The organism is Arthrobacter sp. AG258, assembly GCF_004364695.1.
In the GTDB taxonomy this organism is placed as follows: Bacteria; Actinomycetota; Actinomycetes; order Actinomycetales; family Micrococcaceae; genus Arthrobacter.
This window is the reverse complement of the sequence record NZ_SOBI01000004.1, coordinates 70,608-92,286: the sequence shown is the minus strand read 5'-3', so window position 1 is coordinate 92,286 and position 21,679 is coordinate 70,608. Positions and strand designations below refer to the sequence as shown.

Annotated in this window: 19 protein-coding genes; 7 read left to right on the top strand and 12 right to left on the bottom strand. The window is 66.0% G+C overall.

Annotated features, from left to right (window positions below; genetic code table 11):
* Positions 1 to 3 precede the first annotated feature (3 nt).
* Both DFO47_RS09625 and DFO47_RS09620 read left to right on the top strand, forming a co-directional pair.
* The gene (locus DFO47_RS09625; RefSeq protein ID WP_018761244.1) at positions 4 to 519 is read left to right on the top strand and encodes a GNAT family N-acetyltransferase; all 516 of its coding nucleotides are present in this window, start codon (positions 4 to 6) and stop codon (positions 517 to 519) included.
* A gap of 61 nt (positions 520 to 580) precedes the next feature.
* Positions 581 to 1,864, top strand: a complete 1,284-nt coding sequence (locus DFO47_RS09620) for an alpha/beta fold hydrolase (protein ID WP_133831515.1) — start codon at positions 581 to 583, stop codon at positions 1,862 to 1,864.
* Here the strand turns inward: DFO47_RS09620 and DFO47_RS09615 are convergent.
* Positions 1,850 to 3,193 (bottom strand): MFS transporter, encoded by a 1,344-nt coding sequence (locus DFO47_RS09615; RefSeq protein ID WP_133831514.1) that lies wholly within the window; start codon positions 3,191 to 3,193, stop codon positions 1,850 to 1,852. The genes DFO47_RS09620 and DFO47_RS09615 overlap by 15 nt on opposite strands.
* 97 nt (positions 3,194 to 3,290) lie before the next feature.
* Positions 3,291 to 4,319 (bottom strand): TerC family protein, encoded by a 1,029-nt coding sequence (locus DFO47_RS09610; RefSeq protein WP_109044638.1) that lies wholly within the window; start codon positions 4,317 to 4,319, stop codon positions 3,291 to 3,293.
* A gap of 294 nt (positions 4,320 to 4,613) precedes the next feature.
* On the opposite strand from DFO47_RS09610, the gene DFO47_RS09605 reads away from it, so the two are divergent.
* Complete coding sequence (locus DFO47_RS09605; protein WP_243835429.1) at positions 4,614 to 5,933, top strand: extracellular solute-binding protein; 1,320 nt, start codon at positions 4,614 to 4,616, stop codon at positions 5,931 to 5,933.
* 129 nt (positions 5,934 to 6,062) lie between these two features.
* Here DFO47_RS09605 and uvrB read toward each other — a convergent pair whose 3' ends face one another.
* Together uvrB and coaE are read right to left on the bottom strand one after the other, a co-directional pair.
* A complete protein-coding gene (gene uvrB, locus DFO47_RS09600; RefSeq protein ID WP_018761239.1) occupies positions 6,063 to 8,162 on the bottom strand; it encodes an excinuclease ABC subunit UvrB in 2,100 nt (699 codons plus the stop codon).
* Positions 8,163 to 8,242: 80 nt separating this feature from the next.
* A complete protein-coding gene (gene coaE, locus DFO47_RS09595; RefSeq protein WP_133831513.1) occupies positions 8,243 to 9,457 on the bottom strand; it encodes a dephospho-CoA kinase in 1,215 nt (404 codons plus the stop codon).
* 105 nt (positions 9,458 to 9,562) lie between these two features.
* Between coaE and DFO47_RS09590 the strand changes: the two genes are divergently transcribed.
* A complete protein-coding gene (locus DFO47_RS09590; RefSeq protein ID WP_026264436.1) occupies positions 9,563 to 10,252 on the top strand; it encodes a YigZ family protein in 690 nt (229 codons plus the stop codon).
* Positions 10,236 to 10,736, top strand: coding sequence for a GNAT family N-acetyltransferase (locus DFO47_RS09585; protein ID WP_133831511.1), 501 nt, complete (start codon positions 10,236 to 10,238; stop codon positions 10,734 to 10,736). The genes DFO47_RS09590 and DFO47_RS09585 overlap by 17 nt, the downstream gene beginning before the upstream one ends.
* 121 nt (positions 10,737 to 10,857) lie before the next feature.
* On the opposite strand, the gene rpsA is transcribed toward DFO47_RS09585, so the two are convergent.
* From rpsA to polA, 3 genes are all read right to left on the bottom strand, one after another.
* Positions 10,858 to 12,333 carry a 30S ribosomal protein S1 gene (gene rpsA, locus DFO47_RS09580; protein ID WP_018761235.1) on the bottom strand — a complete coding sequence of 492 codons (1,476 nt, stop codon included), beginning with the start codon at positions 12,331 to 12,333 and terminating at the stop codon, positions 10,858 to 10,860.
* Positions 12,334 to 12,565: 232 nt separating this feature from the next.
* Positions 12,566 to 13,864, bottom strand: a complete 1,299-nt coding sequence (locus DFO47_RS09575) for a GNAT family N-acetyltransferase (protein WP_133831510.1) — start codon at positions 13,862 to 13,864, stop codon at positions 12,566 to 12,568.
* A 76-nt stretch (positions 13,865 to 13,940) separates the two neighbouring features.
* A complete protein-coding gene (gene polA, locus DFO47_RS09570; RefSeq protein ID WP_133831509.1) occupies positions 13,941 to 16,781 on the bottom strand; it encodes a DNA polymerase I in 2,841 nt (946 codons plus the stop codon).
* 19 nt (positions 16,782 to 16,800) lie between these two features.
* Between polA and DFO47_RS09565 the strand changes: the two genes are divergently transcribed.
* Positions 16,801 to 17,265, top strand: a complete 465-nt coding sequence (locus DFO47_RS09565) for a hotdog fold thioesterase (RefSeq protein WP_018761232.1) — start codon at positions 16,801 to 16,803, stop codon at positions 17,263 to 17,265.
* A gap of 1 nt (position 17,266) precedes the next feature.
* Here the strand turns inward: DFO47_RS09565 and DFO47_RS09560 are convergent, their stop codons facing one another.
* The 5 genes from DFO47_RS09560 to DFO47_RS09540 form a co-directional block, all read right to left on the bottom strand.
* Positions 17,267 to 17,833 (bottom strand): dihydrofolate reductase family protein, encoded by a 567-nt coding sequence (locus DFO47_RS09560; RefSeq protein WP_133831508.1) that lies wholly within the window; start codon positions 17,831 to 17,833, stop codon positions 17,267 to 17,269.
* Between the two features lie 61 nt (positions 17,834 to 17,894).
* Positions 17,895 to 18,116, bottom strand: a complete 222-nt coding sequence (locus DFO47_RS09555; protein WP_018761230.1) for a hypothetical protein — start codon at positions 18,114 to 18,116, stop codon at positions 17,895 to 17,897.
* Positions 18,113 to 19,378, bottom strand: a complete 1,266-nt coding sequence (locus tag DFO47_RS09550) for an inorganic phosphate transporter (RefSeq protein ID WP_018761229.1) — start codon at positions 19,376 to 19,378, stop codon at positions 18,113 to 18,115. The genes DFO47_RS09555 and DFO47_RS09550 overlap by 4 nt, the downstream gene beginning before the upstream one ends.
* Positions 19,379 to 19,634: 256 nt before the next feature.
* On the bottom strand, positions 19,635 to 20,321 hold the full coding sequence (locus DFO47_RS09545) for a hypothetical protein (protein WP_051083433.1): 687 nt from the start codon (positions 20,319 to 20,321) through the stop codon (positions 19,635 to 19,637).
* Between the two features lie 121 nt (positions 20,322 to 20,442).
* Complete coding sequence (locus DFO47_RS09540) at positions 20,443 to 20,874, bottom strand: VOC family protein (RefSeq protein WP_018761227.1); 432 nt, start codon at positions 20,872 to 20,874, stop codon at positions 20,443 to 20,445.
* A 174-nt stretch (positions 20,875 to 21,048) separates the two neighbouring features.
* On the opposite strand from DFO47_RS09540, the gene DFO47_RS09535 reads away from it, so the two are divergent.
* Positions 21,049 to 21,669, top strand: a complete 621-nt coding sequence (locus DFO47_RS09535; RefSeq protein ID WP_133831507.1) for an L-threonylcarbamoyladenylate synthase — start codon at positions 21,049 to 21,051, stop codon at positions 21,667 to 21,669.
* The last annotated feature ends 10 nt before the right edge of the window (positions 21,670 to 21,679 follow it).

The window sequence follows — 21,679 nt, the reverse complement described above, 5'->3', positions numbered from 1 at the left end:
GCAATGAGTGTTATCCGCCCCGCCACCCCGCACGACGTTCCCGCCATTCTCCGGATGATCCACGAACTGGCCGATTACGAGAAGGAACCGGACGCCGTCCGGAACACTCCCGAACTGCTGGAGCGGGCCTTGTTCGGCGACAACCCAAGCGTGTTCGCGGCCATGGCTGAGAACACGGCCGGTGAAGTGCAGGGTTTCGCCCTTTGGTTCCTGAACTATTCCACCTGGGAGGGCGTGCACGGGATCTACCTGGAGGACCTCTACGTCAGCCCCGGAGCGCGGGGCGAAGGACACGGCAAGGCGCTGCTGCAGCACTTGGCCGGGATTGCCGTCGAGAACGGCTACGCGCGGGTGGAATGGAGCGTGCTGGACTGGAACGAGCCGTCCATCAACTTCTACCGCCGCGTCGGCGCCGTCCCCATGGACGGATGGTCAACCTTCCGGCTCACCGGCCAGGCACTGGACCGGTTCGGCCGGGCGCAGTCCGGCACCTCCGTCCCCGCAGCCGCGCGTGGCTGAGCGGCACAGCGCGGCACTTGCCGCCAGGCATCGCGTTGGCGCCAGCCACGCCTTCCGGGGTATGCGGACCGTCGAACACTGGTTCACCGTCCCCCTGGACCACTTCGCTCCAGATGATCCTTCCGCCCCGGCGGCTGAGACCATCACCGTTTTCGCCCGCGAATACGTCTCCGCCGCGCACAGCGAGGAGGCGGCGGCCGCGCTGCCCTGGCTCCTCTTCCTTCAGGGCGGTCCTGGCGGCCGCGGCAACAGGTGGGCTTCCCTGGGCGGCTGGGGGAAGGCTGCGGCGGCAGAGTTCCGCATCCTGATGCTGGACCAGCGGGGTACGGGCCTGTCCACCCCCATCGACCGGCATACGCTGCCGGCGCGGGGGGATGCGGCCGCACAGGCTGCCTACCTGGAGCACTTCCGGGCCGATTCGATCGTGGCGGACGCGGAACTGATCCGTGCCGCCCTCGAATCAGCGCCCTGGACCATCTACGGCCAAAGCTACGGCGGCTTTTGCGCCCTGACCTATCTCTCCTTCGCGCCGGAAGGACTCCGCGAAGCACTCATCACCGGTGGCCTGGCGCCGCTCGCCGGCAGCGCCGACGACGTCTACCGTGCCACGTTCCAGCGCGTCGCCGCCCGGAACGGGGAATACTTCGGCTGGTACCCCGAGGACCGGGAGACGGTGGAACGGATCGCCCGGCACCTGCGGTCCACGACCGAGATCATGCCCGACGGCGCGCCCCTCACCGTGGAGCGGTTCCAGATGGCCGGGTCATTCCTGGGCGGCAACACGCGGGTGGACAGCCTCCACTATCTCCTGGAAGATGCCTTCGTCGCCGCTCCCGGTGGACCCCGCCTGTCCGATGCCTTCCTGGAACAGCTCCAGGCCGTCGTCTCCCGCCGCTCCAACCCGCTGTATGCGCTCATGCACGAATCCATCTATGGCCAGGGGCAGGCGACCAACTGGTCCGCGTGGCGGATGCTGGGTGAAAACCCCTGGTTCAGGCCCGACGCCGAGCCGCTGCTCCTGACCGGCGAGATGGTGTACCCGTGGTACTTCGAGCAGGATCCCGCCTTGCAGCCGCTCCGGGACGTGGCCGAACTGCTGGCAGCCAAGCGGGACTGGAAGCCGCTGTACGACTCGCGGGCGCTGGCTGCCAATACCGTTCCCGTGGCAGCGGCCGTCTACACCGACGACATCTACGTTGCCCGGGACCTCTCCCTTCGGACGGCGGCAGCCGTCCGCGGACTGCAGGTGTGGGAGACCGCCGATTTCCATCACGATGGAATCGCCGACGACGGCGAGCGGATCTTTGCCCGCCTGCTGGGGATGGCGCGTTCAGGCGGCCGCTGACCGGCGGCGTGAGGCGCGGGCGAGAATGGCCGCCGCCAGCACCGCGGCACCGATGGCGGCACCGATGAGGTTCAGGCCGAGGTAGCCGGCGGCGCCCAGGACGAGCCCCGACACCGCACCGCCTGCCGCTCCGGCAGCGCCCATCAGCATGTCCGAGACGCCCTGCACCGCGACCCGGGCGTCGCGTCCCACGCTTTCGGCCAGCAGCGTGGACCCGGAGATGGTCGCAGCCGACCAGCCAACGCCCAACAGGACAAGGCCTGCCGCAACAGCGGGGGTGGAAGACTGTCCAAGGCCTGCGACCACCACCGCCGCGACCAACACTGCGAAACCGATCACGATGGTCTCGATCCGGCCGGCCCTGTCCGTCAGCCAGCCCATGACCGGCGACAGGGCGAACATCCCGGCGATGTGCAGCGAGATGGTGAAGCCAATGATCACCAGCACGTCCCCCTCGGCGACGTGCCCTGGGTGGAACGCAGGCCCTTCCACCAGGTGCTGCAGATGCAGCGGCGTCATGGACATCACGCCCACCATCACTGCGTGGGCGGCGACGACGGCCGTCACCGCCAGGACAGCCGTCCGGGAGTCCCTGATGGCATGGAGCCCGCGGATGAGTGAACCGCCGGAACGCCCGGCCGCCACAGCGTCCGGGCGTGCCGGGTCATGGTCTTGGGCGGTGTTGGCTCCCGCAGCCGCGAGCTGGCGTGCCAGCAACAGCGGGTCGGGGCGAAGCCCGGCGAACATCAGCACGGAGGCAATCAGCAATCCCGCCGCGGCGATGACGAATGGTCCGGCCACCGGCGGCAGGCCCAGTGCCGTGCCCACCACCGTTCCGGGCTGGATGAGGTTTGGCCCCGTCACGGCGCCGACAGTCACGGCCCAGACCACCGTCGACAGCGCCCTCCCCCGGTGTTCGGGGGCTGCAAGGTCCACGGCGGCGAACCGTGCCTGCAGGGTGGCCGCAGTGCCGACGCCGATGCCTGCGGCACCCAGGACCAGGAGGATAAAGAGCCCGGACACGACGGCCAGGACCATAAGAAGCGCACCTGCCAAGGCCGCTGAAAGACCCGCCACCTGGCCCGCCCTGCGCCCTCGGTGGTCGGCCAACGACGCCAGCGGAAGGGCGGCTGCCGCGGCCCCCAGCGTCATGACCGTTGCCACGGCCCCCGCCCACGCGCTGGAACCGGACAATTCCACGGCCAGGATGGAACCGATCGACACGGTTGCCCCGGTGCCGATGCCGCCGAAGACCTGGGCTGTCCCCAGGAGCACAACGGTGCGCCGCTGCACCTGGCGCACGCGCTGGTCCGCTGCTGTGCTGGCCATGATCCGAGCATAGTCCTGCGCTGCCGCCTGATGCAGGGGCTTAAACAGGTAATCCCGGCCGGGCCGGGATTACCTGTTGCAGAGGTGCAGCGGACGCCTAGTCGACGTCGCTGTGGCTCTTCCGGGCGTCTTCCTCGAGCCGCGGATCGATCGCCGCCGCCTTGGCCTTGGAGCTCAGCAGGCTGGCCACCACGGCAACGATGATGGTGCCCACGATGACTGCCAACGACACGAAGGTCGGAATCTCGGGTGCCCACTCGATGTGGCGTCCGCCGTTGATGAAGGGCAATTCGTTGACGTGCATGGCGTGCAGGACGAGCTTGACGCCGATGAACGCCAGGATGAAGGAGAGTGCGTGCTTGAGGTAGATCAGCCGGTTCATCAGGCCGCCGAGGAGGAAGTACAGCTGACGCAACCCCATCAGGGCGAACAGGTTGGCGGTGAAGACGATGAAGGGGCTTTGGGTGAGGCCGAAGATCGCCGGAATGGAGTCCACGGCGAACAGGAGGTCCGTGAGGCCGATGGTGATGAAGACGATCACCATCGGGGTGAACACCTTCTTGCCGTTCACCGTGGTCCGCAGCTTGCCGCCGTCGAACTTCTCCGACATGGGGATGACTTTGCGGATCCTGGCGATCAGGGGGTTCTCGCGGTCTTCTTCCTCTTCGCCTTCGTCCTGGGCCTGCTTCCAGGCCGTCCACAGCAGGAATGCGCCGAAGATGTAGAACACCCAGCTGAACTGTTCAATGACAATGGCGCCGAGCAGGATGAAGATGCCGCGCAGGATGAGCGCGATGATGATCCCCACCATCAGCACTTCCTGCTGGTATTTCCGCGGTACGGAGAACCTGGCCATGATGATGATGAAGACGAACAGGTTGTCGATGCTGAGGCTGTATTCCGTGACCCAGCCCGCGACGAACTGGCTGCCGAACTCGGGGCCGGTAAAGGCGAACATCGCTCCGGCGAAGGCCATGGCCAGTGCGACATAGAAGGCAACCCACAGGCCGGCTTCCTTCATGGAGGGTTCATGGGGCCGGCGGACCACCAGGAGGAGGTCCGTCAGGAGGATCAGGCCAAGGATGACAAATGAGCCAACCTCGAACCACACGGGCAAGTCGAGCACAGGGACAGCCTTTCGCAGGGTACACAAAATGGTGTAAGTCTCTCCGGCCTGCCAGTGCACTTGGTGCTGAAGCGGCGGCCCGCTACGCCCGGCGGGGCAACCATGCCCTGCGTGTTGACGATCGTAGCGCTTTGGGATACTCCCCTACGTGCCTTCAACTCTACCCCAGCAACGCCGTTGGATAACGGTTTCCCGGAACCATTGACCCCCGGCAGACGCTGCTGTCATAATCACATCCAGTGAGAAAGCGGTTTCTCGCCCCATCTGTTAGACCCCTCCAGAAAGTCACGGTCAATGAAGACTTCGCTTCGCACCAGCACGATGGTCAAGTCGCTCGCAGCTGCGGCCACCCTTGCCTTGCTTGCCACCGGCTGTTCTCCCTCCTCAGCCGGCGACAGCGGCGGGAACGTCACGGTCCGCTTCACGTGGTGGGGCAACGACCTTCGCAACAAAGAAACCCAACAGGTGATCGACGCGTTCCAGGCCTCCCACCCCAACATCAAGATCCAGGCCGAGCCCGGAGTGTGGAGCAGCTACTGGGACAAACTGGCCACAACCACCGCCGCCAATGATTCCCCCGACGTGATCCAGATGGACCAGGCCTATATCGCTGAGTATGGCGGCCGGGGCGCCCTCCTGGACCTGTCCAAGCAAAGCAATATCGACACCTCCAAGATCGACCAGGACGCCCTTGACTCAGGCCAGGTCAGCGGTAAGCAGTTTGGCCTCAGCACCGGGCAGAACGCCAAGGCCGTCATGATCAACGCCAAGATGTTCCAGGACTACGGTGTGCCCATCCCGGACGACAAGACCTGGACGTGGGCTGACTACACCAGGACCGCCGCCCAGATCGCAAAGGCCGCTGCCAAGGCGGGCCAAACCAACTACGGCAGCTCCTACTCGCTGACGGACTCCGACCTGAACACGTGGGCGATGCAGCACGGCGAATCGCTCTACTCGGCGGACGGCGGCCTCGGCTTCAAGGAAAGCACCGCCACGTCCTTCTTCCAGAACCTCGTGGACCTGCGCAACGCCGGGGCTGCCCCGCCGGCCAACATTGCCACCGAGGACATCAGCGCCCCGGTGGAACAGACCCTCTTCGCCACCGGCAAGACTGCGATGTCGTGGTGGTGGACCAACCAGGTCAATGCGCTTCAGTCGGCGCTGAAGACCGACGTCAAGATCCTGCGCGCGCCCAGTTCCACAGGCAGCGCGAAGGACAACGGAATGTCCTACAAACCTTCCATGTTCTGGTCCGTGTCTTCGCGCAGCAAGCATCCCAAGGAAGCTGCTGAGGTGGTCAACTACATGCTCAACAACCTGGACTCAGCCAAGACCATCCTGACCGAGCGCGGCTTCCCCACGAACTCAGAAGTCCAGGCGGCAATCGACCCGCTGCTGACCCCGGCGGACAAGTCCGCGGCGGCATTCCTGAAGGACATCAAGCCTGACCTGCAGAGCGGCCCGCCGGTGCCCCCAACCGGCTCCTCCGGGGTTCAGGCGCTGATCCAGCGGTACTGCACGGACGTCTTGTTCGACCGGAAGTCCCCCGCTGACGCAGCCAAGGGCCTGATGGACGAAGCAAAGGGAATGATCGACTCGGCCAGGAAGTGAAACCCCGGCACCACCTGCGTTAACGACGGCGGGCACCTCCCCACGGAGGTGCCCGCCGTTCCGTGGGCAGCCCATCCAGTCCTCCGGGCAGCCCATCCCGTCCTCCGGGCAGGCCTGGAACGAGACCGCCTAGGCGTGGCCGGCGGCCTGCATCTGGCGCAGTTCTTTCTTCAGTTCGCTGACCTCGTCGCGGATCCGCGCCGCCACTTCGAACTGCAGTTCGGCGGCGGCTCCGTGCATCTGTTCGGTAAGCTGCTCGATTAGTCCCACCAGGTCCTCGGCCGGAGCTGCCGCCAAACCATCCGCACGGACCTGGGCCGCACCCTTGGCTCCGGACTTGGCCCGCTTGGCGCCCTTGGCGAGCCGGTTGTTCTTGAGCAGTTCCTCGGTGTCGGCATCTTCCTTGGCCAACTGGTCCGTGATGTCGGCGATCTTCTTGCGCAACGGCTGGGGATCGACGCCATGGTCTTTGTTGTAGGCGACCTGGATGGCGCGGCGGCGGTTGGTTTCGTCGATGGCGAGGGCCATGGAGTCGGTGATCCGGTCCGCGTACATGTGCACCTGGCCCGAGACATTGCGGGCTGCACGGCCGATGGTCTGGATCAGCGACGTGGACGAACGCAGGAACCCTTCCTTGTCCGCATCCAGGATGCTGACCAGGGACACCTCTGGCAGGTCAAGGCCCTCACGGAGGAGGTTGATGCCCACCAGGACATCGAAGGAGCCCATCCGAAGCTCGCGCAGGAGTTCCACTCGGCGCAGGGTATCGACGTCCGAGTGCAGGTACTCCACTTTCACGCCGTGACCCAGCAGGTAGTCTGTGAGGTCCTCCGCCATACGTTTGGTCAGCGTGGTCACCAGGACGCGTTCGTCCTTCTCTACCCGGGTCTTGATCTCACCGAGGAGGTCATCGATCTGTCCCTTGGTGGGCTTGACCACCACCTCGGGATCCACCAGCCCGGTGGGACGGATGATCTGCTGGACGAATCCGTCCGCCTTGCCAAGTTCGTACTTGCCCGGGGTGGCCGAAAGGTAGACGGTCTGGCCCACCCGCTGGAGGAACTCGTCCCATTTCAGCGGCCGGTTGTCCATGGCGGACGGAAGGCGGAAGCCAAAGTCCACAAGGTTCCGCTTACGGGACATGTCGCCCTCGTACATGGCGCCGATCTGCGGAATGGTTACATGGGACTCGTCCACCACCAGCAGGAAGTCGTCCGGGAAGTAGTCCAGGAGGCAGTGCGGGGCGGTCCCCGGTTCCCGGCCGTCGATATGGGCGGAGTAGTTTTCGATGCCGTTGCAGAAGCCCATCTGCTGCATCATTTCGAGGTCGTACGTGGTCCGCATCCGCAGCCGCTGGGCTTCGACGAGCTTGTTTTGGCTTTCCAGCACCTTCAGCCGGTCCGCGAGTTCATCCTCGATCCGCTTGATGGCCCGCGCCATCCGCTCCGGCCCAGCCACATAGTGCGATGCCGGGAAGACGTACATCTCTTCCTCGTCGCGGATGACCTCACCGGTCAACGGGTGGAGGGTGTGGATGTTCTCGATTTCGTCGCCGAAGAACTCGATCCGGATGGCCAGTTCCTCATACATCGGAATGATTTCCACGGTGTCCCCGCGGACCCGGAAGGTGCCGCGGTGGAAGTCGACGTCGTTGCGCGCGTACTGCATGGAAACAAACTTGCGCAGGAGGTCGTCCCGGTTCATTTCTGCACCCTTGCGCAGGGTGACCATGCCGGAGATGTATTCCTCCGGAGTTCCCAGGCCGTAGATGCAGGACACGGTGGCCACCACGATCACGTCCCGGCGGGTCAGCAGCGCGTTGGTGGCGGAGTGCCGGAGCCGTTCCACTTCCTCGTTAATGGAGGAATCCTTCTCGATGAAGGTGTCCGTCTGCGCCACGTAGGCTTCGGGCTGGTAGTAGTCGTAGTAGGAGACGAAGTACTCCACCGCGTTGTTGGGCAGCAGTTCGCGGAATTCGTTGGCGAGCTGGGCGGCAAGGGTCTTGTTCTGGACCATCACCAGGGTTGGCCGCTGGACCTGCTCAATGAGCCACGCGGTGGTGGCGCTTTTGCCGGTACCGGTGGCGCCGAGGAGCACCACGTCCTTCTCCCCGTTGTTGATGCGTTCGGTCAGCTCCGCGATGGCGGCCGGCTGGTCACCCGCGGGCTTGAATTCGCTGATGACTTCAAAGGGCGCTACAACACGGTTGATCTCCTGCGCAAGGCTCATGGATCTAATTTACAGCCGGGCACCGACAATGAAGCGTCCAATCCGTTACGGGCGAACAAGCGCCGGGACGGGGCGGCCGTTCACGACGCGTACGACGGCGGCGCCCACCCGGCTGTCCGGGCCCATGCGGACATCGCCGGCCAGGCAACGTCGGTGAACCACGGTTCCTTCGCCTCAGCGTAGGATCCGGTTCCGGCGGAGTCGGAAAAGCGGCGGGCGAGGTCCGCCTTGTGCGCCTGGTAGAGCGCAAGCGCGGAAGGATCGTTCCGCAGCCAGTCCCGGAACATCAGCGCATATCGCCATCCGGCCGAGCCGGCCGGCCGCACATGCACGTTCACCGCCCGGCCCGGATCCGCGTTGGCGTGGAATCGTTTGAGCCATGACGCGGGATCCGGCGTACCGGGTTTCGGCGTGTCCGATTCGATCCCCCGCACCGCCGGGTATCCGGCAGCGGCCAGGAGCGGCGCGATCGCAGCTGCGGCCGCCATGTCAGGCACGGCCACCTGGAGGTCGATGACGTCCTTGGCAGCCAGGCCGGGGACGGCGGTGGAGCCTATGTGGTCCACCGCCAGGATGGCGTCAGGGGCGGCCGCCCTCAGCCGCGCCGCGATCAGCGCGGCCTGCCGGGACCAGTCCCGGCTGTGCGGGGCAAGGACCGGCCCGCCGGTACGCGGGGCCCGGGTCCCGGCGGCCAGGTTGCGGGCGTAAGGCTGCAACCGCTGTTCCCAGAGCCGGTCCACCTGGTCCAGGAGCTGCTCCACGGTGCCGGAGTTGTCCAAGACGACGTCGGCGGCTGCCAGGCGTTGCTCGCGGGTGGCCTGGGCGGCCATCCGTGAACGCGCCGCTTCCGGGGTCATCCCCCGCAGCGCCTGCATGCGCTGCAGCCGAACGTCATCGGGAGCGTCCACCACCACGACAAGGTGGAAGCTGCTCCCCTGCCCGGTCTCGACCAGCAGGGGAATGTCCTGGACCACGACGGCGTCATCCGGTGCCGCTGCCGTCAGCTCGGCCGCGCGGGCCCGCACCAGGGGGTGGACGATGGCGTTCAGGGCCGCCAGGCGCTCCGGCTGGCCGAACACCGCTTCGCCGAGGCGCGCGCGGTCAAGCCGCCCGTCGCCGTCGAGCATGTCCGCGCCGAACCCGGCAGCGATCTGTTCCAGGCCTTGGGTCCCGGGCTCCACAACCTCCCGGGCCAGTGCATCCGCATCCACCAGGATCGCGCCGCGCTCCTTCAGCCGGGCCGCCACCACCGATTTTCCTGAGGCGATTCCGCCCGTCAAGCCGATTTTCAACACCCTCCCACCCTACTGAACCGCGTGTGAAGCCGGCGTCCGTGGCGTCACGGAATGTCCACCGAACCCCGAAAAGCGCCGGTTCCCGCCGCCGCTAGACTGGGCCGGGTGCAAGCGCAAGACAGCAGGACCACTACTTACACCACGTTGGCGGCCGGCCATGACGTCCGGCACGAGCTGGAGATCAAGCGGTCCAGGTTCATCACCGTCCTCCGCAGGGCCGGAACGGAGGAGGACGCCCGGGAACTGGCTGCCGGGCTTCGCCGCGAGTTCCACGATGCCCGGCACCACTGCTCCGCGTTCGTCATCGGCCCGGACCGCAGCATCCAGCGCTCCAGCGACGACGGCGAGCCCGCGGGCACCGCAGGGATCCCCATGCTCGAAGCGCTGGTCAAAAGGGAAACGGCACCCGGGGTGGCCGACCTCAGCGACGTCAGTGCCGTCGTCGTGCGCTATTTCGGCGGAGTGCTGCTGGGCGCGGGCGGCCTGGTCCGCGCCTACTCGGAATCTGTCTCCGCGGCACTGGAACAGGCACCGCTGATCCGGCGCAGCAGGCTGCGGATCTGCTGGACGGCGGTGCCGCACGCCGGGGCCGGCCGGCTGGAGAACGACCTGCGCGCCGCCGGCCTGGTAATGGCGGAAACGTCCTACCAGGACCGCCTCACGGTCCTGCGCATCGCCGTACCCGACCATGCCGATGCCATTGCGGCAGCAACTGAACGGATCCAGCAGCTCACCGCAGGCTCCGCTGCGCTGACTCCCGAAGGAACGGAGTGGGTTGATGAACGCCTTGCCTGAGGTCACCATCGTGGATGTGGACCGGGCTGTCGCGGACCAGCTGCTCGAACTGGCCAAACGTGATGCCTCCCCTGACGAAGTAGCTCCCCCGCTCGGCGGCCCCGGCTGGAACCTTGAGCGCACCGCCTGGTTCTTCAGCTACCACCACGCGGCAGCCGCCGGCCTTGACGGCCCCGCGGCGGAGAAATCCTGGGCCGTGTTCAGCGGCGGTGACATAGCCGGTTCCGTCCGGCTCAAACGGGAAGCCCACACCGATGTGCTTTCGGCCGAAACCGGCATCTGGCTGGGACGGAGCTTTCGCTCCCGCGGGGTCGCCCGCGCCGCCCTGGCGCTGGTCCTTGAGGAGGCCCGCATGGCGGGCCTGCACCGCGTCACTGCCCGCACTTTGGCCGGTAACCTCAAAGCCCAGCGGCTCCTCGAGGCGGCCGGCGCCGTTCTGACGCCCGACGACGATGGAACGGTCCACGCCGTCGTCCACCTGTGAGGGCGGGAGGCGCTGTCGCCGCAGCAGCGCCCAGGACCCGCAGCAACGAGAACAGGCCCCCTGCCAGAGGCAGGGGGCCTGTTCTCGTTGGTGCCGGGATGAACCCCGGCACCGGTGGCAATTAGTTGCCGGTCAGCTTCTCGCGGAGAGCAGCAAGTGCCTCGTCCGAGGCCAGGGTGCCGGCACCGGTGTCGGTGGCAGCAGGCTCGGAGGAGTAGCTGGTAGCGCCGGAATCGCTGTCACCGGACGTTGCAGCTGCAGCGTCGTCGGCAGCGTGCTGGGCAACCTGCTTCTTGTGTGCTTCCCAGCGGGTCTGGGCGTCAGCGTACTGCTGTTCCCAGGCGGCGCGCTGGTTCTCGTAGCCCTCGAGCCATTCGTTGGACTCGGGGTCGAAGCCCTCGGGGTACTTGTAGTTGCCCTCTTCGTCGTACTCTGCGGCCATGCCGTACAGGGCGGGATCGAATTCGGTGCTGTCGGCGTCGACGCCCTCGTTGGCCTGCTTGAGGGACAGCGAGATGCGGCGGCGCTCGAGGTCGATGTCGATGACCTTGACGAACAGTTCGTCGCCAACGGAGACAACCTGCTCGGCCAGCTCAACGTGGCGCACGGCGAGCTCGGAGATGTGGACCAGGCCTTCGATGCCGTCTTCGACGCGGACGAACGCACCGAACGGAACCAGCTTGGTGACCTTACCCGGGACAACCTGGCCCAGGGCGTGGGTACGGGCGAAGGTCTGCCACGGATCTTCCTGCGTAGCCTTGAGCGACAGGGAGACACGCTCGCGGTCCAGGTCCACCTCGAGGACCTCGACGGTGACTTCCTGGCCAACCTCGACAACCTCGGACGGGTGGTCGATGTGCTTCCAGGACAGCTCGGAAACGTGAACCAGGCCGTCGACGCCGCCCAGGTCCACGAAGGCACCGAAGTTGACGATGGAGGACACGACGCCGGGACGGACCTGGCCCTTTTCGAGCTTGTTGAGGAAGGTGGAGCGGACCTCGGACTGGGTCTGCTCGAGCCATGCACGGCGGGACAGCACAACGTTGTTGCGGTTCTTGTCCAGCTCGATGATCTTGGCTTCGATCTGCTGACCGATGTACGGAGCCAGGTCGCGCACGCGGCGCATTTCGACCAGGGATGCGGGCAGGAAGCCGCGCAGGCCGATGTCGAGGATAAGACCACCCTTGACGACCTCGATGACGGTACCGGTGACGACGCCGTCTTCTTCCTTGACCTTCTCGATGTCGCCCCAGGCACGCTCGTACTGAGCGCGCTTCTTGGAGAGGATCAGGCGGCCTTCTTTGTCTTCCTTGGTGAGCACCAGGGCTTCGACCTGATCGCCGACGGAGACGACGTCTCCGGGATCAACGTCGTGCTTGATGGACAGCTCGCGGGAGGGGATGACACCTTCGGTCTTGTAACCGATGTCGAGCAGGACTTCATCGCGGTCGACCTTGACGACGGTACCTTCGACGAGGTCTCCGTCGTTGAAGTACTTGATGGTGGCGTCGACTGCTGCGAGGAAGTCCTCAGCGGTACCGATGTCGTTAATTGCGACTACGGGGGTACCGGGCTTCTCGGTGGAGGTGATGGTCATGTAGTAGGGGCTCCGTTGTGGATAGTTAGTCGGTCAGGCAAACCGGCGCGCCCGCGTTATGGAACGCAGGCGCGATTCACGGCGAATCCGACGGATCCTCCGGGTCATCCTGATTTTGTGGATTACTTTCAATGCGGCCTGGGACCGCAAGGACGTGCACGTGGTACACGCCTAGTCATTCTAGTCGGTGCCGGCAACGCGGGTCAAAGCGGCCGGGACCGGGGACGGGGACTCAGAAGTGGGTCAGGCAGTGCGTCGCCCGTTCCACCGCAAACATCTGCCGGGCCTCGAGGGCGGCGCCCGGCCGTGGCTCGCCGATGGCGCCGGCAGCCTTCAGGGTCACCGGGCACACAGCACCGAGGAAGATCGAGGACAGCGCGGAGACGCCCAGTTCGAGGTCGGCGGCGGTGCCTTCGGGCAGGCGTTCGACGCCGGCCTGGCCGCCCTCCACGGTCAGCGCAAAAATCCCCGGCGTGAGGCCGAGCGGATCGTCGACTTTGAGGACCAGCCGGCCATCGGCCGGGTAGTGGCGCGCAGCGAGGGCTTGTGGAACGTCGAGGATCCTGAGCCAGAGCATGTCGCGGCTGTCCGAGGCGTCGATGCAGCGCGGGTCAGCCAGGGCCCAGGCAAGGGGATCATCCACCGGCGCCTCGTTCCAGGTGACCCGCTCCACGAGGTCGATGGCTGCCAGGTACTGCCAGAGTTCGAGGTAGGCATGGTCGGTGGCGGCGACAAGGTCCACCACTTCCACCGTGTAGGGGGTGGTGTCCCAGCCAAGGAACTTGTAGGAGACATAGCCGTCGATGGTTGCGTCCGGGCCGTAGTGCAGCGCCACCTTGATGGCGGGATCTTCCTTGCCGTCGCGTCCCAGCGACCCGGAGGCCAGGTGCCGGTACCATTCCTGCCGGCCGAGGGACCCTGGCGTGTGCCGGTGGACGCGTTCGAACACGGCGGGGGCCACGTCCAACAGGGTTTTGGGGTCCGCCACTTCCACGGCGCCCGTGGCCGTGTGCCGCAGGGCAAACCGGGCCGTGGTGTCCACTTTCACGGTGCGCTCAAGGCTTGCCACGCCGTAGCCGAACCTGCCGTAGATACTGCCCTCCGAGGCCGTCAGCGCTGCCATGGCGATGCCGTCGTCCTTGGCGGCCTGGAGGTCTTCGGTCATCATGCGGCGCAGGAGGCCGCGCCGGCGGTGCGATGTACGGACGGTCACGGCCGTAACCATCTGCGTTTCCAGCATGCGGCCGAAGCCAATGTTCAGGGTTTTGCGGAAGGTCCCGAAGGTGGCAACGGGTACCTCGGCAGGCAGCGAGGAGGGGGCCACGGGACCGGTCTGGTAAACCCCGGTGAAGATCCGGCCGTCGACCTCATAGGTGGCAAGGGACCGCTCCCGGTGCTCGGGGGTGCGGGTGGAGTCGTGGAAACCGAACCCGACGGCCTTGGCCCAGGTTTCGGCCTCCGCGTACCCTTCGTTGCCTTTGGACACGGCGGGAAAGCGCCGGATTTCATAGTTTACGCTCAGATCACCCATTTACCCGAGCCTAGCCAATGAATCCGGCGCTTGACCAGCACAAACACGCCGGCCGTCTGCTGGACCGGCAGGAAGCCTAGTGGCCGGCGTCGTACCAGCTGGGGCCGACGCCGATCTGCACTTCCAGGGGCACGCTGAGGTCGGCGGCGGCTGCCATCTGCTCGGTGACCAGCTTTTCCACGGCGGCCCGCTCCCCCGCCGCCACCTCGAGGACGAGTTCGTCATGGACCTGGAGCAGCATCCTGGACTTCAGCCCCTGGGCCTTGAGCTCGTCATGCACACCGAGCATGGCGCGCTTGATGATGTCCGCAGCGGAGCCTTGGATGGGGCTGTTCAGGGCAATGCGTTCGGCGTTTTCGCGCAGCTGGCGATCCGTGCTGGTGAGATCGGGGAGGTAGCGGCGGCGGCCTTCGATGGTGGCCGTGTAACCATCCACCCGGGCCTGGTCCACCACGCCCCGCAGGTAGTCGCGGACGGCGCCGAAGCGGTCGAAGTAGTCCTTCATCAGGGTCCGGGCCTCGTCCACGGAGATCTCCAGCTGCTTGGACAGGCCGAAGGAGGTCAGCCCGTAGGCCAGCCCGTAGGACATGGCCTTGACCTTGGAGCGCATGGCGCTGGTGACCTGGTCCGTGGGCACGTGGAAGATGTTCGAGCCGACGAAGCGGTGCAGGTCCTCGCCGTCCTTGTACGCCTGGATCAGCCCTTCGTCGCCGGACAGGTGCGCCATGATGCGCATTTCGATCTGCGAGTAGTCCGCGGACAGCAGGCATTCGTAGCCGTCGCTGACCACGAAGATGCCGCGCACGCGGCGGCCTTCCTCGCTGCGGATGGGGATGTTCTGCAGGTTGGGGTTGTTCGAGGAGATGCGGCCGGTTGCCGCGACGTTCTGGGCGTAGGTGGTGTGGATGCGGCCGTCCTCTGCCACCGATTTCTTCAGCGACTCGAGCATTTGGCGCAGCTTGGCGGCCTCGCGGTGGGCCATGAGCTGGACCAGGAACTCGTGCCCGGTTTTTTCCAGGAGGTTCTTCAGCGATGCCGCGTCCGTGGTGTAACCGGACTTGATCTTCTTGGTTTTGGGCAGCTGCAGTTCGTCGAACAGTACCGTCTGGAGTTGCTTGGGCGAGCCCAGGTTGACCTCGTGCCCGATGGCGGCAAACGCCTGTTCCTGGGCCTGGTCGATCACCCGCGCCAAATCGGCGAGCTGTTCGTCCATTTTGTCCATGTCGATCGCGATGCCGGCGAGTTCCATGTCCGCGAGGACGCGGCCCACCGGCAGCTCAAGGGTGGACAGCAGGTCTTCGGCCTTGCGCTCCTTGAGTTCATCCTCGAAGAAGCGGCTGAGGGCGAGGACGACGGCGCCGGCCTGGACCAGGGCATCGGCGGCGGCGGTGTCCTCGCCGTCGAACGACAGCTCCAATTGCCCGGCCTTGGCCGTGGCAGCGGGGATTCCCACGTTGAGGTGGTGCTGGGCCAGTTCGGCGAGCTCGTAGGTGCGCCGGTCCGGCTCGATCAGGTAGCCGGAAATGGAGGTGTCGTCCACCACGCCCTCCAGCTTGAGGCCACGGGCGGAGAGTGCCTTCAGCGCGGCTTTGAAGCCGTGTATCACCTTGGCCGCCTCCGGGTCCCGGAGCCACCCGGCCAGGACGTTCTCTGTCTCCGCGTCCTGGCCGGTGAGGTCGATGTAGACGGCGGCGTCACCACGGACGATCGCCAGCGCCGCGGCGTCCTCGCCGATCCGTCCGGGCACGAGGTCGACGGCGAGGGCCGAGCGGTGGCCCACTCCCGCGGCCAGGAAGGCGGCAAGTTCAGAGGCATCCGCGGGAGTGCTGTACTCCGGGGTGTCGATGCTGTCCCGTTCCGCTGCCGGGGTGTCGGCGTCGCCGTAGAGGGCGAAGAGGCGGCCGCGGATGGCCTTGAATTCGAGCTGGTCGAAAAGGTCCTCAAGGACGGCCTGGTCGGGCCGCGGCTGGTAGAGGTCGTCGAGCGTGACCGGCAGGTCGAGGTCGGTGTGGAGCTGGTTCAGCCTGCGGTTGCGCTTGACGGCGTCCACATTCCCGCGCAGGGCGTCACCTACCTTGCCGCCGATGGAGTCGATGTTTTCCAGCACCCCTTCGAGGCCGCCGTAGAGGTTGATCCACTTGGCTGCCGTCTTGGGCCCGACACCGGGCACGCCGGGCAGGTTATCCGCCGTCTCGCCCACCAGGGCGGCGAGGTCGGAGTAGCGGGACGGGCTCACGAAGTACTTGGCCTCGATGGCCGCGGCGTCCATCCGGGGAATGTCGCTGACGCCCTTCTTGGGATAGAGGACGAAGACGTTGTCCGTGATCAGCTGGAAGGCGTCCCGGTCGCCGGAAACGAGGAGGACCTCGAAGCCGGCCTTTTCGCCCATGGCGGCAAGGGTTGCGAGGATGTCGTCGGCCTCGTAACCGGGCATCTTGATGGTCTTGATCCCCCAGGCTTCCATCACCTGCCCGATGAGGTCGATCTGCCCGCTCATCTCGCGGGGTGTCTCGTTGCGGCCGCCCTTGTACTCGCTGTACTCGGCCTTGCGGTGCGTGGATTCGTCCGAGACGTCGAAAGCAACGGCGATGTGCGTGGGCTGCTGTTCCTTGATCAGGTTGATCAGCATGGACGTAAACCCGTGGATGGCGTTGGTGTGCTGGCCGTTGGCGGTGGAGAACTTGTCCGCCGGAAGGGCGAAGAACGCCCGGAAAGCCATGGAGTGCCCGTCAAGCACCAGGAGGCGCGGCTGGCCGGTGATGGGGACAACGGGGGCAACGGTAGCGGAAACCGACCCGCCGGCAGCAGGGGAAGCGTCACTGGCTCCCGGGTCCTGGGGGGTGGAAGCAGGCTGCGCCGAGGGCTCTTCCTCCAAGACCTGGGACGGGAAAGGGGCCGGTTTGGTTGTTTCACTCACAGGTGCCAGCCTAGTTGCCATGACAGACAATTTCACGCCGGGCCCCTTCGCCGAAGAGCTGGCAGCGGCCGGAATCCCCGACCATATGCACGGCTGGCTGGGCGCGTTTGGCGTCGGCGCACTCGTGGTCAAAATGGGGATCCATTTCCTGGAGATGAGCCCGGAACGGACAGTCGCCACCATGCCGGTGGAGGGCAACACGCAGGTCGCGGGAATCCTCCACGGCGGCGCCCACGTGGTGCTGGCGGAAACCCTCGGTTCGTTCGCCGCCGGAATGCACGCGGGTCCGGGAAGGCACGCCGTCGGCATCGAGGTCAACGCCACCCATCACCGTTCGATTGCGCAGGGGCTGGTTACGGGTACGTGCACCGCGATCCATTTGGGCCGCACGCTCACCACCCATGAGGTGGTCATGACCGACGCCCGGGGGCGGCGGCTGTCATCTGCCCGGATCACCAACATGCTCCGGGACAACGCCGGCTGAATCAGGCAGCGCCGGGCGGTTTGGTTTGCGCGGCCAGCAGGTAGCGCAATTCAACGATCCCCCTGCCGAGGGTGCGGGAGGCGGCCAGTTCGAGCGGGGCCGTCGGCCCCTTCAGCGGCAGCAGCCGCTTTCCCTCCCCCAGCACCACCGGAATCAGGGAGAGGATGATCTCATCCAGCAGCCCGGCGTCGGCAAACTGGGCGGCCAGGTTGCCGCCGCCCACCACCCAGATGTTCCGGCCCTGCGCGGATTTCCGGAAGTCAGTTATGAATTCGGCCACGTCGCCGCGGACGAAGGTGACGTCGGCCCCTTCGGCGACCGCGTACTCATGGTGCGTGAAGACGTACGTCGGAGTGCCCGCGTAGGGCCACGTGCCGGCGTCGTGCTCCTGCAGCCAGGCGTACGTCTCCCCGCCCATGACGATGCACCCCACCCCGGCCATGAACGCGTCGTAGCTTTCCGCCCCGCCCTCGAATCCGTCGAACTGCAGGAGCCAGCCGAGGTCGTCCGTTGAGGTGGCGATGAATCCGTCCAGGGAGGCGGCTACGAAGTACTGGATGCGCGGCATGGGCCCAGCCTAGCCAACCCCGGCCGTGCTGCCCATGGTCGGGTCCAGCCGGAGGAACCCGCTACTTGGTGAAGTAGGGGATGATCAGGTACAGCCCGAAGAGCACGGCCACGCCACACAGGGAGAAGCACAGGTAGGCCACCGAGCGCTTGATCCCCGGGGAGGGTTGCTGGGCGTCGGCGGCGATTGCCGTAAACCTGACGCCCAGCGAGTAGAGCGTAACCACCAGTGCGGCGGAAATGAGCGTGGTGCCTGCGACGGTCAGGAGTTCCAACCACTTCATCGCTGATTCTCCTTCGGGGTGTTGGCAGCAGCGCCATTGTCAGCCTTGGCCTGTTCCTTGGCCTGTTCCTTCGCTTTGGCCCGGGCGCGGGCCATGGCCTTTTTCTTGGCGAAGCGGACCGCCTGGCCGGCCTCCTCGACCTCGACCGCATTTTGGTGGCCCACGGAAGACTTGCGCGAGTAGAAGAACATGAACAGCACCGCGCCGCTGCCGGCCACGGCAGCAATCAGCACGCCCACCGCGCCGGTCTTGACCAGCAGGGCAGTCAGGGCACCGACAATTCCCGCTGCCGGCAAGGTGAAGAGCCAGCCGAGTGCGATCTTGCCCACCATGTTCCAGCGGACGGTGGTACCGCGGCGTCCCATTCCGGAGCCGATGACCGAGCCGGACGCCACCTGGGTGGTGGAGAGGGCGAAGCCAAGATGGGAGGAGGCGAGGATCGCGGAGGCGGTGCTGGTCTCGGCCGCGAAGCCCTGCGCGGGCTTGACCTCCGTCAGGCCGGAGCCCATGGTGCGGATAATGCGCCAGCCGCCGGCGTAGGTACCGATCGCAATGGCCAGGGCGCAAGCTGTGATCACCCAGAGTTGCGGGCCCGAACCGGGAGCCTGGCTGCCCGCGGCGATCAACACCAGGGTGATGATGCCCATGGTTTTCTGGGCATCATTGGTGCCGTGGGCGAGGGCTACCAGGCTGGAGGTGAAAATCTGGCCGGTGCGGAAACCGCCGCGCTTCTGGGTGAGCTTGCTGCCGGTCTCGGGATCGTGGCGGGCGGTGAGCGCATAAGCAAGCCGGGTGCAGACGTAGGCCGCGAGCCCGGCGATAACCGGGGCGAAGACAGCGGGAAGGATGACCTTCTGGAGCAGGCTCTCGAAGTTGACGGAACTGAACCCTGCACCGACAACGGCGGCACCAATCAGGCCGCCGAAGAGTGCGTGCGATGAGCTGGATGGCAGCCCCTTGAGCCAGGTGACCATGTTCCACAGGACGGCCCCCATCAGGCCGGCGAAGATAATCTCCGGGGTAATCTGCACGCCACCGGATCCTTCGCGGATGATTCCACCCGACACCGTCTTGGCCACTTCGGTGGACAGGAAAGCGCCCACAAGGTTCAGGACGGCCGCCAAAGCCACCGCTGTCCGTGGCTTGATGGCGCCCGTTGCGATGGGTGTGGCCATGGCGTTCGCGGTGTCGTGGAACCCGTTCGTGAAGTCGAAAAATAGTGCCAGTGCGATGACCAGCGCCACCATGAAGGTGATATCCACCTGTTGCCCAATCTGCAGAGTCGACGTTCAGCAGTTTCTCCTACCAGGCTGCCTTGCACAGCATAGTTCACCAGCTGTTTGCGTGGAATGACTTGCGGTGGGGGCCGGGGCCGGCGGGAAACCTTATCGATCGTACGCGTCCCCGGCATGAGGACAAAACAGTGGCGGGCGCCGCCAACGGGTGTCCGCCGGCGTTGGTCCGCCTCGTTTCCACGCCATCGCGGCGGGGACCGGGGCTGTCTCCTGTCGCGCGGCTTCAGCCCTGGTGGAACTGCGCGGAACGGGGCGGCGCATCCAGTTCCGGCGCGATTTTCTCTTCGATCGCGGCGACGGTTACATCGGGCAGGACAATCAGGCCGTCCAGTTCGCGGCGGGCCCGTTTGTAAGCGGCCTGGCGTTCGGCGGGTGTGGCGGCCTGGTTTTCCGCGATCATCAGGAGTTTCCGTGCCGTGGCAAGCCGTTCGCGCTCGGGACCGCTGAACCTGCTGTCCCTGATCCGCTTTGCTTCCCGTTCCGCGACGTCGAGCGCCACCGCAAAGTTGTTGACTGCCTGCCGGTACGACTCAAGTCCGGTCACGGAAGTCAGGTCCGCGGCAGATGCCGGCCGCTTGCCGTCTGCTTCCCGTTTGGCTCGCAGGAAGGCGACCGTGAGCGGCTCACGGACGTCGGTCATCAGCGGAAAGTCGATGAGCTTGCCGACATCGAGTTCGTACTCGAGCCACCGTTTGTTGGTGGTGTCATGGGCATCCATCAGCGCCTGCACCTCTGCCAGGGAGGCGCTCTCGACTTCACGTGCCTGGTTCTTCAGGTTGTACAGTTCAACCCGGCGCCGGTGGCGCCGTTCGGCGGCACGCCGCCAGCCGCCGGCCCAGCGGCCGGCGAAAGCCATCAGCGGGAAAACCAGCCACCATTTGTCGGAAAGAAATTCCATGAGGGGACTCACCCCTCCATCCTCGCAGCACGGCGGGCCCGCCTCAAGGAGTGGGCAGGGTGGATTCGTCCGGGTCGCGGCAGGAACTGCAGTGGCCGGCCGTCCCCGCCACGTAGGCCCGGGCAGGTTGCGGTCAGGGAGCCTGCGTGGCTTGCGCGCCGTTGACGTTGACCAGCCAGGACACTCCGAAACGGTCCACGCACATGCCGAAAACGTCGCCCCACGGCGCTTTTTCCATGGGGACCGTGACCGCGCCGCCCTCACCGCTGAGCTTCTCGAAGTAGCCCCGGAGCTCCCCTTCGTCGTCCCCGCTCAGGGACACCGAGATCGATGAACCCGGGTGGTATTCCATACTGTTCGGGGTGTCGGCACCCATGAGCACCAGGCCTTGGGTGGTGGTGAGCATGCCGTGCATGATCTTCTCGGCTTCGGCAGGATCGTCGCTGGCCTGGAAGTCGGCGAACGTGCTCAGCGTCAGTTCGCCGCCAAAGACAGACTGGTAGAAGTTCATTGCCTCACGGGCGTTGTCCCGGAAGCTCAGGTAGGGGTTGAGGATGGTGGGCATAGCGGGGTCTCCTTAACATGGCCGGAACGGGTGCAGAAACCATCCTGCCCGATCCGGCGCCGGCCCGGTAGGGGATGCCTCCCCTGTTCATCCCGTGTTTGAGCGGTCGAAAAGGCAGCCTCAACGTGCCCCGGGTGATGGTGCGGTGCGGCCCAGGGAACGTAGGCTCGGGTGATGGCCAGATTCTTTGATGTTCATCCGCACGACCCCCAGCCGCGCGCCATTGCGCAGGCAGTCAAAATCATTCGCGACGGCGGACTGATCGCCTACCCCACGGACTCCTGCTATGCCTTGGGAGCCCAGATGGGCAACAAGGATGCCTTGGACCGGATCCGAAGCATCCGCCACCTGGATGACAAGCACCATTTCACCCTCGTGTGCCGGGATTTCGCCCAGCTGGGCCAGTTCGTGAACATTGGGAACGATGTCTTCCGCAGCATCAAGGCCGTCACTCCGGGCAGCTACACGTTCATCCTTCCTGCCACCAAGGAGGTTCCGAAGCGGCTGCTCCACCCGAAGAAGAAAACGGTGGGGGTGCGCATTCCGGACAACCGGGTGGTCCAGGCATTGCTCGCCGAACTTGGTGAGCCCCTGCTCTCGAGCACGCTCCTGCTGCCGGATGAGGACGAACCGCTGACCGTCGGCTGGGAAATCAAGGAGCGGCTGGACCACCAGGTGGATGCGGTGATCGACGCCGGAGACTGCGGCGCCGAGCCCACCACTGTGGTCGACTTCTCCAGCGGGGTGGCCGAGGTGGTCCGGCGCGGCATGGGCGACCCGTCCCGCTTCGAATAGCCTCGCCGCA

What these genes read in the sequence shown, in the direction of transcription:
- DFO47_RS09615 (WP_133831514.1), bottom strand. Translation starts at nt 3,193, where the DNA reads ATGGCCAGCACAGCAGCGGACCAGCGCGTGCGCCAGGTGCAGCGGCGC.
- uvrB (WP_018761239.1), bottom strand. Translation starts at nt 8,162, where the DNA reads ATGAGCCTTGCGCAGGAGATCAACCGTGTTGTAGCGCCCTTTGAAGTC.
- rpsA (WP_018761235.1), bottom strand. Translation starts at nt 12,333, where the DNA reads ATGACCATCACCTCCACCGAGAAGCCCGGTACCCCCGTAGTCGCAATT.
- DFO47_RS09575 (WP_133831510.1), bottom strand. Translation starts at nt 13,864, where the DNA reads ATGGGTGATCTGAGCGTAAACTATGAAATCCGGCGCTTTCCCGCCGTG.
- DFO47_RS09560 (WP_133831508.1), bottom strand. Translation starts at nt 17,833, where the DNA reads ATGCCGCGCATCCAGTACTTCGTAGCCGCCTCCCTGGACGGATTCATC.
- DFO47_RS09540 (WP_018761227.1), bottom strand. Translation starts at nt 20,874, where the DNA reads ATGCCCACCATCCTCAACCCCTACCTGAGCTTCCGGGACAACGCCCGT.
- DFO47_RS09620 (WP_133831515.1), top strand. Translation starts at nt 581, where the DNA reads ATGCGGACCGTCGAACACTGGTTCACCGTCCCCCTGGACCACTTCGCT.
- DFO47_RS09585 (WP_133831511.1), top strand. Translation starts at nt 10,236, where the DNA reads ATGAACGCCTTGCCTGAGGTCACCATCGTGGATGTGGACCGGGCTGTC.
- DFO47_RS09605 (WP_243835429.1), top strand. Translation starts at nt 4,614, where the DNA reads ATGAAGACTTCGCTTCGCACCAGCACGATGGTCAAGTCGCTCGCAGCT.
- DFO47_RS09555 (WP_018761230.1), bottom strand. Translation starts at nt 18,116, where the DNA reads ATGAAGTGGTTGGAACTCCTGACCGTCGCAGGCACCACGCTCATTTCC.
- DFO47_RS09565 (WP_018761232.1), top strand. Translation starts at nt 16,801, where the DNA reads ATGACAGACAATTTCACGCCGGGCCCCTTCGCCGAAGAGCTGGCAGCG.
- DFO47_RS09535 (WP_133831507.1), top strand. Translation starts at nt 21,049, where the DNA reads ATGGCCAGATTCTTTGATGTTCATCCGCACGACCCCCAGCCGCGCGCC.
- DFO47_RS09625 (WP_018761244.1), top strand. Translation starts at nt 4, where the DNA reads ATGAGTGTTATCCGCCCCGCCACCCCGCACGACGTTCCCGCCATTCTC.